The 13,074-nt window shown below is 62.2% G+C and carries 9 protein-coding genes; 6 read left to right on the top strand and 3 right to left on the bottom strand.

Translation table 11 applies throughout. The features are described from left to right. Positions 1-222: 222 nt before the first annotated feature. Positions 223-1,560 carry a lysine N(6)-hydroxylase/L-ornithine N(5)-oxygenase family protein gene (locus tag AB7M26_RS14290; protein ID WP_123497935.1) on the bottom strand — a complete coding sequence of 446 codons (1,338 nt, stop codon included), beginning with the start codon at positions 1,558-1,560 and terminating at the stop codon, positions 223-225. 144 nt (positions 1,561-1,704) lie between these two features. Further along, positions 1,705-2,187, bottom strand: coding sequence for a sigma-70 family RNA polymerase sigma factor (locus AB7M26_RS14285; RefSeq protein WP_008071207.1), 483 nt, complete (start codon positions 2,185-2,187; stop codon positions 1,705-1,707). Positions 2,188-2,488: 301 nt separating this feature from the next. Between AB7M26_RS14285 and AB7M26_RS14280 the strand changes: the two genes are divergently transcribed. From AB7M26_RS14280 to AB7M26_RS14270, 3 genes are read left to right on the top strand one after another with little or no spacing between them, the layout of a single operon-like run. After that, positions 2,489-3,649 carry an efflux RND transporter periplasmic adaptor subunit gene (locus AB7M26_RS14280; protein WP_123497937.1) on the top strand — a complete coding sequence of 387 codons (1,161 nt, stop codon included), beginning with the start codon at positions 2,489-2,491 and terminating at the stop codon, positions 3,647-3,649. Then, entirely contained in the window at positions 3,650-5,623 is a 1,974-nt protein-coding gene (locus AB7M26_RS14275) for a MacB family efflux pump subunit (RefSeq protein ID WP_123497939.1), read from the top strand. Between the two features lie 7 nt (positions 5,624-5,630). After that, positions 5,631-7,025, top strand: coding sequence for an efflux transporter outer membrane subunit (locus AB7M26_RS14270; protein ID WP_123497941.1), 1,395 nt, complete (start codon positions 5,631-5,633; stop codon positions 7,023-7,025). Between the two features lie 119 nt (positions 7,026-7,144). Here the strand turns inward: AB7M26_RS14270 and pvdP are convergent, their stop codons facing one another. Continuing rightward, positions 7,145-8,770, bottom strand: coding sequence for a pyoverdine maturation tyrosinase PvdP (gene pvdP / locus AB7M26_RS14265; RefSeq protein WP_123497943.1), 1,626 nt, complete (start codon positions 8,768-8,770; stop codon positions 7,145-7,147). 346 nt (positions 8,771-9,116) lie between these two features. Here pvdP and pvdM point away from each other — a divergent pair, with 346 nt between their 5' ends. The 3 genes from pvdM (at position 9,117) to pvdO (ending at position 12,900) form a co-directional block, all read left to right on the top strand. After that, the gene (pvdM, locus tag AB7M26_RS14260; protein WP_123497945.1) at positions 9,117-10,487 is read left to right on the top strand and encodes a pyoverdine-tailoring dipeptidase-like protein PvdM; all 1,371 of its coding nucleotides are present in this window, start codon (positions 9,117-9,119) and stop codon (positions 10,485-10,487) included. Next, entirely contained in the window at positions 10,484-11,770 is a 1,287-nt protein-coding gene (gene pvdN / locus AB7M26_RS14255; protein WP_123497947.1) for a pyoverdine-tailoring periplasmic protein PvdN, read from the top strand. Before pvdM ends, pvdN begins: the two co-directional genes overlap by 4 nt. Positions 11,771-12,012: 242 nt before the next feature. Then, a complete protein-coding gene (gene pvdO / locus AB7M26_RS14250; RefSeq protein WP_429378757.1) occupies positions 12,013-12,900 on the top strand; it encodes a dihydropyoverdine dehydrogenase in 888 nt (295 codons plus the stop codon). Positions 12,901-13,074: the final 174 nt, after the last annotated feature.

Raw genomic sequence — 13,074 nt, 5'->3', positions numbered from 1 at the left:
CCTTCAGTACATGGCCCTCGGAACGGGTCGGGTTTCGCCGCGCTGTTGCAGCGCGGGATTCTTCAGGAGGGTTCAGGATTCTGGATCTGTGGTGCTTTTGAGGGCGCTATCGCGGGCAAGCCCGCTCCCACAGGGATCTTCAGTGAACATAGATTTGGTGACTGAAGATCAAACTGTGGGAGCGGGCTTGCCCGCGATAGCGGCCTGGCAGGTGCAGAAGATTTAGCTGGCAGTCGCCAACAACACATCCATCACCGACCGCCCATGCCCACGCGACTTGCCATGGTCATACAGCGAGCCGGCAATTTCATCGGCGCGGATCGGCAGGATCGACAGCAAGGTGTCGCTCAAGCCGTGGCTGGCCTGGCAGAAGCCCTGCATGTAGATGCCGGCCTTGCAACGCTCGTCGGTGATCAGTTTGTAGTGACGATCGACCTCGAAATCACCCAGGTACTGTTCCAGCGGCGCCAGCAATTTGCGGTGCATCTGGCGCTCGTAACCGGTGGCCAGCACCACGGCGTCGTAGCAGCGAACCGTGACTTCTCCAGTGGCGTTGTTGCGCGTCGCCAGCTCGATACCGCGCTCGGTACCGGTGGCTTTTTCGACGGTGGTCAGGGTACGGAACGCATGGCGCGCGATGCCCGAGACTTTCTGCCGGTAGAAGATGCCGTAGATGCGTTCGATCAGGTCGATGTCCACCACCGAATAGTTGGTGTTGTGGTACTCGTTGACCAGGCGCTCGCGTTCGCTGCTGGCCTGCTGGAACACCAGGTCGGTGAACTCCGGCGAGAACACTTCGTTGACGAAGGGGCTGTCATCGGCCGGTTTCAGGGCCGAGCCACGCAGGATCATGTCCACCTGCACCGACGGGAAGCTGTCGTTCAGGTCGATGAAGGCTTCCGCCGCACTCTGACCGCCGCCGATGATCGCAATGTTCATCGGTTGGTTGTTCACGCACGGCTGCCTGGCCATGCGCTCCAGGTACTGGGAATGATGGAACACCCGGCCGTCATCCTTGAGTGCCTTGAACGCTTCGGGAATGCGCGGTGTACCGCCGGCGCTGACCACTACCGAACGGGTGGTGCGCACATGCTGCTGACCTTGTGTATCACGCGAGATCACTCGCAGTGCTTCGACCTGCTGGTGGTGCAGCACCGGTTCTATGGCCAGCACTTCCTCGCCGTAGCGGCTCTGCCCGGTAAATTGCCCGGCGACCCAGCGCAGGTAGTCGTTGTACTCCATGCGGCACGGATAGAAGGTGCCGAGGTTGATGAAGTCCACCAGCCGACCGTGATGCTTGAGGTAATTGACGAAAGAATACGGGCTGGTCGGGTTACGCAGCGTCACCAGGTCCTTGAGGAAGGAAATCTGCAGTTCGCTCTGGGTGACCAGGGTGTTGCCGTGCCAGCGGTAGTCCGCCTGCTTGTCGAGAAACAGCACATCCAGCTCGCCCTGGCTCGGCCCGCGCTCTTGCAAGGCGATGGCCAGAGCCAGGTTCGAAGGGCCGAAACCGACGCCGATCAGGTCGTGAACGATGGGCGATGCAATTGCCTGTGTCATTTCCAGTGTCCTCTGGATGAACCCCGGACCAGCGGGGATAAAGCCTGGGTGACCTGACCGACCTTGTGCGGCAGCAGATCGTCTGTTGAATAGGAACGAGGACAATGAAAAAAAATTTAACGAGGCCTGATTAAACGGTGCCGATCAATGGGCGTCCCACTGGCGCATGCGCACCCGGCAATGCTTCATGGCATTGACGATGTGCTTTTCCACCAGCGCCCGGGAAATCCCCAGGTGCTCGGCGATTTCCGGGTGCGACAAGCCGTCGATCTTGCGCAAAAGAAAACTCTCGCGACACAGCTTTGGCAACTCCGCCAGTGCGCGTTGAAGCATGTCCAGGCGCTGGCCGTGATCAAGGCTGTTGTGGGGGGATGGCGTGAAGTAGCGTTCTTCGCTGTCGAGCACGTCCAGGGATTCGACCTGCCGCAAGGCATTGCGTCGGTGGTCGTCGATTACCAGATTGAGCGCGGTGCGATAAAGAAACGCCCGGGGTTGTTCGATCGGCGTGTCACTGGAACGCTCCAGCACCCGCAGATAAGCGTCATGCACCACATCTTCAGCCACCTGACGGTTGCCTAGCTTGGCGTTCAGGAAATACACCAGCTCGCGATAGTAGTTTTCCAACATGACTCCCAGTCCTTGAGCCAGATCTGCGCCATAAGAGTGATGGCGGCACGATGATGGCAGCGCGCAAGAGGCGTAATTTATAGTAATTCTCATATAGATTTAAAGCACTGGATCCATTTACTTGAGAAATAACCTCATTTGTCCGATCTGTACGCCATATATCAAGGCTTAAATTCTGCTTCGGGGTTCTCGTTTACAGGACAGCTTCCCGTGTCTGTCGGTCCACCGACAGCGTTCAGCGGCGCCGGTCACTGCCGCGCACGCCGAGCGACGGGCCGATTTTTACCGGCTGGAACCCCGCATGAAACGTCCCCGCCCTACCCGACGCGCCCTGTTTGTCGCTCTGTGCCTGATCCCCGCCGCAGCCCTGGCCGCCTGGCAAGTGATCCCGCCGGGGCGTGAAAAACTTGCCACCGCCACCGTGACCCGCACCGATATCGAAAACAGCGTGACCGCCCTCGGCACCCTGCAACCGCGACGTTATGTCGACGTCGGCGCCCAGGCGTCCGGGCAGATCCAGAAGATTCATGTCGAGGCCGGCGATCAAGTCAAGGAAGGCCAATTGCTGGTGGAGATCGATCCCTCGACCCAGAAAGCCAAACTCGACGCCGGGCGCTTTTCCATCGACAACCTCAAGGCCCAGTTGCAAGAGCAGCGCGCCCAGCACGACCTGGCGCAACAAAAGTATCAGCGCCAGCAGAACCTCAAGGCTGGCGGCGCGACCCGCGAAGAAGATGTGCAGACCGCCCGCGCCGAAGTCCGGGCGAGACAAGCGCGCATCGATATGTTCGAGGCGCAGATTCGTCAAGCCCAGGCAAGCTTGCGCAGCGATGAAGCAGAGCTCGGTTACACACGGATCTACGCGCCGATGTCCGGCACGGTGGTCGCCGTCGGTGCCCGGGAAGGCCAGACGCTCAATGCCCAACAACAGACGCCGCTGATATTGCGCATTGCAAGGTTGTCACCGATGACCGTATGGGCCGAAGTGTCGGAGGCCGATATCGGCCAGGTCAAACCCGGCATGACCGCCTGGTTCACCACCCTAAGCGGTGGCAGCCGGCGCTGGAGCAGCACCGTGCGGCAGATTTTGCCGGTGCCGCCGCGCCCACTCGATCAGACGCAGGGCAGCCCCACCAGCGGTCGCAGCGGCAGCGAACGGGTGGTGCTTTATACCGTGCTGCTGGATGTCGACAACGCCGACAACGCCTTGATGACCGACATGACCGCCCAGGTATTTTTCGTCGCCCAGCAAGCGCAGAACGTGCTGACGGTGCCCACCGCGGCCCTGCAAAACGGCACCGCGGCGGATCGACAGATCGCGCAAGTGGTGGCGGCCAACGGCGAGGTGCAGCGCCGCGAGGTTCGCACCGGGATCAGCGATCGGTTACGCACGCAAATTCTCGAGGGGCTGGCGGAAGGCGATCATGTGCTGAGCGGCCCGCTCACCGGCAGCGGAGGCTGAATGCAAACGCCCCTGATTGACCTGCGACAGATCCGCAAAGCCTACGGCGGTGGCGACAGCCCCGTGGTGGAAGTGCTGCGCGGCATCGACCTATCGATCCATGCCGGCGAATTTGTCGCAATCGTCGGCGCTTCCGGTTCCGGCAAATCGACCCTGATGAACATCCTCGGCTGCCTCGACCGCCCCACCAGCGGCGACTACCTGTTCGCCGGAGAAAACGTCGCCGGCCTAGGCAGTGACGAACTGGCGTGGCTACGGCGCGAGGCCTTCGGCTTCGTGTTTCAGGGTTACCACCTGATCCCGTCCGGATCGGCCCAGGAAAACGTCGAAATGCCCGCCATTTATGCCGGCACCCCGGCGGACGAACGCCATGCCCGCGCGGCGGCCCTGCTCGAGCGCCTCGGCCTGGGTTCGCGCACCGGCAACCGTCCGCATCAGCTTTCCGGTGGTCAGCAGCAACGGGTGTCGATTGCCCGCGCCTTGATGAACGGCGGCCACATCATTCTCGCCGACGAACCCACTGGCGCCCTCGACAGCCACAGCGGCGCCGAAGTCATGAGCCTGCTCGACGAACTGGCCAGTCAGGGGCATGTGGTGATCCTGATCACCCACGACCGCGAAGTGGCCAGGCGCGCCAACCGGGTCATCGAAATCCGCGACGGCCTGATCATCAGCGACACCGCCACCAATCCCTCGGCTGCCCCGCGCACGGCACGCACCGGTGCGCTGCAAGCCGTGGACCTGCGCCAGCGCCTGAGCGCCGGCAGCGAGCCCAATGGCGCCTGGAAAGGCGAGCTGATGGACGCGGTTCAGGCGGCGTGGCGCGTGATGTGGATCAACCGCTTCCGCACCGCGTTGACGCTGCTGGGGATCGTCATTGGCGTTGCGTCGGTGGTGGTGATGCTGGCGGTGGGCGAAGGCAGCAAGCGGCAGGTGATGGCGCAGATGGGCGCCTTCGGCTCCAACATCATTTACCTCAGCGGCGCCGCGCCCAATCCGCGTACGCCGCCCGGGATCATTACCCTCAACGACGTCGCCGCGCTCGCCAACCTGCCCCAGGTGCAGCGGATCATGCCGGTCAACGGCTCGACGGCCGGCGTGCGTTTCGGCAACGCCGATCACACCGCTTATGTGGGCGGCAACGACACTAACTTCCCGAGCATTTTCAATTGGCCGGTGGTTCAGGGCAGCTATTTCACCCAAGCCGATGAAGACAGCGCCGCCGCCGTTGCGGTGATCGGCCACAAGGTCAGGGAAAAGCTGTTCAAAGACCTGGCTGACCCGATCGGCCAGTACATCCTGATCGAAAACGTGCCGTTTCAGGTGCTCGGCGTGCTGGCGGAAAAAGGCTCCAGTTCCGGCGACTCCGACAGCGACAACCGCATCGCCGTGCCCTACTCGGCCGCCAGCGTGCGGCTGTTTGGCAGTCGCAATCCCGAGTATGTGGTGATCGCCGCCAAGGATGCGCGCAAGGTCAAGGAGGCCGAGCAGGCAATCGAACAAACGATGCTGCGCGGGCACAAGGGCAAGCGCGATTTCGAACTGACCAACAACGCCGCCATGATCCAGGCCGAGGCCCGCACCCAGGGCACGCTGTCATTGATGCTCGGTTCGATTGCAGCAATTTCGTTATTGGTTGGCGGCATCGGCGTCATGAACATCATGCTGATGACCGTGCGTGAACGCACCCGGGAAATCGGTATTCGCATGGCCACCGGCGCCCGTCAGCGCGACATCCTGCGCCAGTTTCTCACCGAGGCGGTGATGCTTTCGGTGGTCGGCGGTATCGCCGGGATCGGTCTGGCGCTGCTGGTCGGTGGCGTTCTGCTGCTCGGCAATGTCGCGGTTGCGTTCCAGTTGTTCGCCGTGCTCGGCGCCTTCGGCTGTGCGCTGGTCACCGGTGTCGTCTTCGGCTTCATGCCTGCCCGCAAGGCTGCCCGGCTCGATCCGGTCACGGCCCTTACCAGTGAATGATCGACCTATGAAAGTGCCCCTGACCCTACTAGCCGCCAGCCTGTTGCTGGCCGCCTGCAGCAACCCTGCGCCGCGCCCCGACAGCGGCCTGCAACTACCCGCCGCCTGGCAATCGCCGAACACCGCCGCCGCTGCACACAGCAATCGGCAATGGTGGATGCAGTTCGGCAGCCCGCAACTCAATCGCCTGATCGAACAGGCCTGCGTGGGCAGCCACGACCTGGCCGCCGCCGTCGCCCGGGTGCAGCAGGCCCAGGCCAGCGCCACCATCGCTGGCGCCCCGCTGCTGCCCGAACTCAAGGCTGGCCTCAACGCCAATCGCCAACGCTTGCTGCATGGCAAGGGGTACAGTCAACTGGACGTCAGCCCCGATAATCGCTCGCTGAATTATTACGATGCGGAACTGAGCGCCAGTTACGAAATCGATTTCTGGGGCGGCAAACGGGCGACCCGGGACAGTGCCCTGCTCGGCTTGCAGGCCAGCGAGTTCGATCGGGCCACCGTGGAACTGACCTTGCAAAGCGGCGTGGCCAACAGCTACACCCAGGCCTTGTCGTTGCGTGAACAGCAACGGATCGCCGAGCTGAACCTGGCCAACGCCCAAAGCGTGTTGCGATTGGTACAGACCCGCTACGACGCCGGCAGCGCTACCGCGCTGGAACTGGCTCAGCAAAAAAGCCTGGTGGCCGAACAGCAACGCAAACTGCCATTGGTGCAACAGCAGGCCCGGGAAGCGCGGATCACCCTCGCCGCCCTGCTCGGCCAACCGGTGCAGGCACTGACGCTGACGGAGCAGCCGTTCGATCAATTGCATTGGCCGCAGATTGCCAGCGGCGTGCCCAGTGAATTGTTGAGCCGCCGCCCGGACATCGCCAGCGCCGAAGCCAAACTCGCCGCCGCCCGAGCCGATGTAACCGTCGCCCGCGCGGCGATGCTGCCCAAGCTGACGCTCACCGCCAGCCTGGGCACTGGCGCCGACCTGGCCTCGGATCTGTTGCGCACCACTTTCTACAACCTGTCCTCGGGGCTGGTAGCGCCGGTCTTCAACAATGGTCGCCTCAGCGCCGAGCGCGACAAAGCCACGGCGCGCCAACAGGAACTGCTGGAAACCTATCGCGGGGCAATCATCAATGGCTTCGCCGATGTGGAAAAAGCCCTCAACAGCATTCGCGGGCTGGACGAACAACGTCAGTGGCAAGGAGAAGAACTAAGCCAGGCACAGACCGCTTTCGACATCGCCCAGAGCCGCTACCAGGCCGGCGCCGAAGACCTGCTCACGGTGCTGCAAACCCAGCGCACGCTGTATGCCGCCCAGGATCTGAATGTGCAGCTGAGATTGTCGCGGTTACAGGCCAGTATTGCGCTGTACAAGGCATTGGGTGGGGGGTGGCAGGCCCTGTAGAACAGCGTCGTTCTTGAGGCTGCCTTCGCGAGCAAGCCCGCTCCCACATTAGTCCTGCGAAAACAGATCAAATGTGGGAGCGGGCTTGCTCGCGAAGAACGATAACGCGGTCTATCCGACTAAACCGGCCATCCCTTGACCTTCAAATGCCGCGCATACCACGGCCGTCGGGGCACTTTGCGCAACAGCTCGCTCATGTTGTCTTCATCGCCAAAGGTGATGCGCAACGCCAGCTTCATGGTTTCGGGGTCCATTTCCACCGAACGCCCCACCTGCAGACCCGGCGTAGTGCTGCAACCGTGGGTGTCCGGCCCGAGCCACGGATCGCCCACTTCCACCCAACGCCCCGGCGCAAACCACGGCACGCCGTTGACCTCCAGGCGGCTCAGTTCACCGGGGTGAAAACGTTCATGGGCGCGGAACCAGTCTTCGATGCGATCGTCGATCCAGCCGTGGAAACGCCAGAACACCGGGTTGACGTGGGACGAAAACGGATCGCCGAGAAAATCGTTTTCCGGGGCATACCAGCGCGCCGCGAAGTCGGCCTGATCCCGGGCCATCGGCACTGGTATCTCGTTGGACGGATCCCGCGCCACCGAGGCCCAGCGCATGTGCAGCCAGTCGTGCAGGCCCAGCTCGACCTCCGAGCCGAACTGGCCGAGGGTCAGCTTCGACAGGTAACGCGGATCCCGGTACTGCGACTCCCAGACCTGGAAGTTGCTGTGATAGGTCTCTGCGGCTTTGATATCACTGACCCACTTGGTGTATTCGTCATCGCCCTCGGTCAACCAGGTCGGCGGCAAGGCATTGCCATCGTGATTGTCGAAATAGCGCGCGAAGCCCTGGCGATCCCGCTCGAGTTCCGGTTGCGGCAGGGGGAACGCCAGCCATGAAGGCAACTCCTGCATGGACCGGGCGATGCCGAGCATGTGTCGGTGCATGAAGAAAAAATCGACACCCGAACCGTTGCGGTCCTTGCGCGGCCCACGGGCATCACGCTCATTGTCCCGTGGGCCGGGTTGCCAACCGATACCGCGCAACGCTTCGCGTTTTTTCTCCGAGAGCTTGTGCCATTTGTCCCGGGACGCGTGCCAGAGCTGATGAAACAATCGATGCTCGGGGGACACCAGCCACGCCAGAAATGTCGGGTTGAGGGCGGTGCGCTCCCGCGCTTCGGGAAACCGGCGCTTGATGGCGATAAAGCGATTGTCGAGTTCGGGCAAACCCAACGGGCGATTCAGGCTCAGCACCTGGCCGTTGAACGTACCGCTGCCAGCGTTGCCGAAAGCGGCCCAAACCTCATCGAGCTTGGCCTTGAACTCATACACTGGCGCCACCAACGGGGCGTCGGTGCGCATCAGCCGCCAGTACAGTTCGGCGCCATTGGCCGGTGCCAGATCGCCGATGACTTGATAGCACGGCACCCCTTCCCCACGCAGATGAGTGCCGGTGTCCAGGTAGCCGCGCAACCCTCGTCCGCGATGAGCGATGTCGAGAAACAGCTCCAGCCCGTCCTGCGGCAAGCCCTCAAGCCCGGCATCGCTGCCGACAAAACGAATGTCCCAGATTCCGCGCAAGCTGTCGGCCAGTTGCTGCCCGGCGGTGCTCGCCAGGTCGACCGTGGCCTCCCCCGGCGTGATCGGTTCCTTTTCCCGGGTCAGCTCACGATGTGCATAAAAAGCGGCAGGCACCGCAGCGCTCGTGAGCGCCAGGCCCGCCATGAACCAGCGTCGAGAAATCGTCATTGCCCTACCTGTGTCAGCCATGAAGCAGGCTTTATCCAAGCTAGAACGTTTGTTGTGGGAGGAAATTTAAGCGCACCAGACAGTGCTTTGTGGGGGGCTTTCCTATGGAGAAAGGGCTTTCCTGTGGCGAGGGAGCTTGCTCCCGCTGGAGCGCAGAGCGGTCCTGATTTTTCTCAGACAGATCGCGTCTGCTGGATTGACGACTGCTTCGCAGCCGAGCGGGAGCAAGCTCCCTCGCCACAGGGAATCGCACAAGCCACTAATTTTTTCTGCCGGTCACTCGTTCTTCCCAGATAGCAAAGGCCCCTGCGCCTGCAACTCAACGGCGAACCTGACTGAGATGGCGATGACAAAAACACGTTCGAAAAAGGCCCTGTACCTCGGCCTGCCACTGGCCCTGGCCATCAGTGCCGGCGCAGGCTGGCTGGTCTGGGATTACGGGTTCAAGGACAATCCCGGCTACCCGGTCAAGGTCATGAAACAGGCCACCGAACTGCAGGGGCGGATCCTTTCCTTCGACAGCCACATCACCGTTCCCCTGAGTTTCGGCGCCCACGGCAACGAGGCCGACAAGGACGGTTCCGGCCAGTTCGACCTGATCAAGGCCAACCGTGGCCGACTGTCCGGCGCGGCCCTGACGGTTTTCGGCTGGCCGGAAATGTGGAACGGCCCGAACGCCCCGCACCGGCCCACCGACGGTTTCGTCGAAGAAGCGCGCAACCAGCAGGAAGTGCGCTACAAAATCATCTCCGGGCTGGTGCGCGATTTTCCCAATCAAGTCGGCATCGCCTACACCCCCGACGACTTCCGACGCCTGCACGGCGAAGGCAAGTTTGCGATTTTCATCAGCATGCTCAACGCCTACCCGCTGGGCAATGACCTGAGCAAACTGGACCTGTGGGCCGCTCGCGGCATGCGCATGTTCGGTTTCAGCTACATCGGCAACAACAGCTGGGCCGATTCATCACGACCGCTGCCGTTTTTCAACGACTCCCCCGATGCCCTCGACGGGTTGTCGGACATCGGCAAACAAGCGGTACAGCGCCTCAACGATCTGGGCGTGATCATTGATGTGTCGCAGATGTCGAGCAAAGGCCTGGAGCAAGTGGCGCAGCTGAGCCGCACGCCGATGGTGGCCTCGCACTCGGCGCCACGGGCCTCGGTGGACATCCCGCGCAACCTCAGCGACAAAGAGTTGCAGCTAATCAAGAACAGCGGCGGCGTGGTGCAGGTGGTCGGTTTCTCGCAATACCTCAAACCGCTGACCCAAGGCACACAGGACAAACTCAACGCCCTGCGCACACGTTTCGATCTGCCGCCATTGCCCAACCTGGCGATGGCGCTGATGCCCGGCGACCCGATCATCACCGCCTGGTCCGAACAGAAGCTCGGTCAATACGCCAGCGGCCTGTATGCCATTCTCGAAGAAGAACCCAAGGCCACGCTCAAGGACCTCGGCGACGCCATCGATTACACCGTGCGCAAGGTCGGCATCGACCACGTCGGCATCGCCTCGGACTTCAACGACGGCGGCGGCATCAAGGGCTGGGAAAATGTCGGCGAAATCCGCAACGTCACCGCCGAATTGATCCAGCGCGGTTACTCCGAAGCCGATATCGCCAAGCTCTGGGGCGGTAACTTCCTGCGGGTCTGGGAACAGGTGCAAAAAGCCGCGAAGCCCACGCTGATTTCTCGCCAGGAACCAGTCAAGCCATGAATGACCGTCGGACCTTTCTGAAACAGGCCGGGATCCTCGCCGCTGGCCTGCCGTTGGGTGCCAGCCTCGGCTCACCGGTCGCCGCCGCGCAGATGCAAACCCTGCCACGGGACAAATGGGCGCAATTGCGTCAGTTGTTCGACCAGGACCCGAACTACATCCACTTCGCCAATTTTCTGGTGACCTCCCACCCCAAACCCGTGCGCGAGGCCATCGCCCGTCACCGCGCCGCGCTGGACCTGAATCCCGGGCTGGCGATGGATTGGGACCTGGGCGTGACCCACCAGCGCGAAGAAAACGTTCGGCTCTGGGCCGGTCGGTATTTGCAGGCCAAACCGACACAGATCGCCCTAACCGGCAGCACCACCGAAGGCCTGGCGATGATTTATGGCGGCGTGCAGGTGCGCGCCGATCAGGAAATCCTCACCACGGTTCACGAGCACTATTCCACGAACAACATCCTCAATTTTCGCAACCAGCGCGATGGCACCCGCGTGCGCAAGATTCAGTTGTTCGAGCAGCCACAGTCGATCTCGGCCGATCAGGTGCTGGATACCATCAACCGCAACATCCGCCCCGAAACCCGCGTGCTGGGCATGACCTGGGTGCACTCGGGCAGTGGCGTGAAGTTGCCGATCAGCGACATCGGCGGACTCGTCGATGAACACAATCGTCAGCGCGACGACCAGGACCGGATCATTTACGTGGTCGACGGCGTGCATGGTTTCGGCGTCGAAGACCTGAGTTTTCCGGCGATGAACTGCGACTTCTTCATTGCCGGCACCCACAAATGGATGTTTGGCCCCCGCGGCACCGGCATCGTTTGCAGCCGCAGTGAAGAGCTCAAGTACGTCAGCCCGAGCGTACCGACCTTCTCCGAAGCCACGACCTTTTCCACCACCATGTCCCCGGGCGGCTATCACGCGTTCGAACATCGCTGGGCCGTGGATGAAGCGTTCAAATTGCACCTGGAACTGGGCAAGGCCGACGTCCAGGCACGTATCCATCAGCTCAACAGCTACCTGAAACAGCGCTTGCTGGAACAGCCGGGCGTCGAGCTGGTCACCCCGGTCGATCCGAAGTTTTCGGCGGGGTTCAGCTTCTTCCGGGTCAAGGGGCAGGATTGCGATGCCGTGGCTGCTTACCTGGTGCAAAACCGGATTGTCAGCGATGCCGTCAGCCGCGACGTCGGCCCGGTGATCCGCACTGCACCCGGCCTGCTCAATACCGAAGCCGAGGTGGACCGCTTCATCGACGTGCTGCGCAAGAAGCGCTCCGCGTGAACCCTCGCTCCCCATGCAGCTCACTTAGAAAGTCTTGAGTCAGATAAACCTGTGGCGAGGGAGCTTGCTCCCGCTTGAGTGCGTAGCACTCACAAAAATCAGCAATGACTGGCAGATTTTTGGGGCCGCTGCGCAGCCCAGCGCGAGCAAGCTCGCTCGCCACAAAAGCTCGCTCGCCACAATGGTCGGCATGACTGATGAGTGAGCTACGAGGCACAGTTTTCCTTTAACCGAGACGACTTATGAAAACGCTCCATATGCCCTCTTCCCTGCGAACCCTATCGGCCCTGGCACTGACCGCACTGCTCGCCGGCCTGCTGCCCGGTACAGCTCAGGCCGCAAGCCCGCCAACTCCCGGCAAGGTGTTCAAGGACTGCAAGGACTGTCCGGAAATGGTCGTGCTGCCCGCCGGGCGCTACACCATGGGCACACCAGAGGATGAAGTCGGCCACCAGCCCGATGAAGGTCCGCTGCATGAAGTGACCTTCACTCGCCCCTTCGCCATCAGTCGCTTCCAGGTACTGGCCGGCGAATGGGACGCGTACGTGCGCGCCACCGGCAAGACCCCCGCCGACTTCGATGATCGCCCGGGACGTCGCTGCACCGCCGGCAAACCCAGCTTCAAACAGACCGCGCGCCACCCGGCCGTGTGCATGAACGTTGCCGAAGCCGAGGGTTACATTGCCTGGCTGTCGGAGAAAACCGGTCATGCCTATCGCATGCCCAGCGAGTCGATCCGCGAGTACGCCGCCCGCGCCGGCAGTACCGGGGCTTTCCCGTTTGCGTTCGATGAAGGCGCCGACTACCAGATCTCCAAAAACGCCAACACCTACGGCGCCGCCGACGGCTACAACTTCACCTCCCCGGCTGGCACTTTCCCGGCCAACGCCTTTGGCGTGTTCGACATGCACGGCAACGTTTATGAGTGGGTCGCCGACTGCTACCGCGAAGACTATGTCGGCGTGCCCAGCGACGGCAGCCCGTGGCTGGAGCAGAACTGCAAACGCCAGGTCATGCGCGGCAACGACTGGGGCGAAGCACCGGTGTTTTCCCGCTCCGGCAATCGCAACAGCAGCCTGCCCACTAGCAGCGGCGACTGGCTGGGGTTTCGTGTAGTGCGTGAGCTCTGAATCCTTTGTGGCGAGGGGGCTTGCCCTGATGCCGGTAAGTCCAGCCGCGAAACCTGTGGGAGCGGGCTTGCCCGCGATGATGGCGGTACAGTCAACATTTATGTCGCCTGACACACCGCTTTCGCGGGCAAGCCCGCTCCCACAGGTATTTCGCTCACCACAGGTCTTGTGACT

It is taken from the genome of Pseudomonas sp. F-14 TE3482 (genome assembly GCF_053629455.1).
The sequence above is the reverse complement of the archived record's forward strand: the minus strand, read 5'-3'. Positions and strand labels throughout refer to the sequence as shown.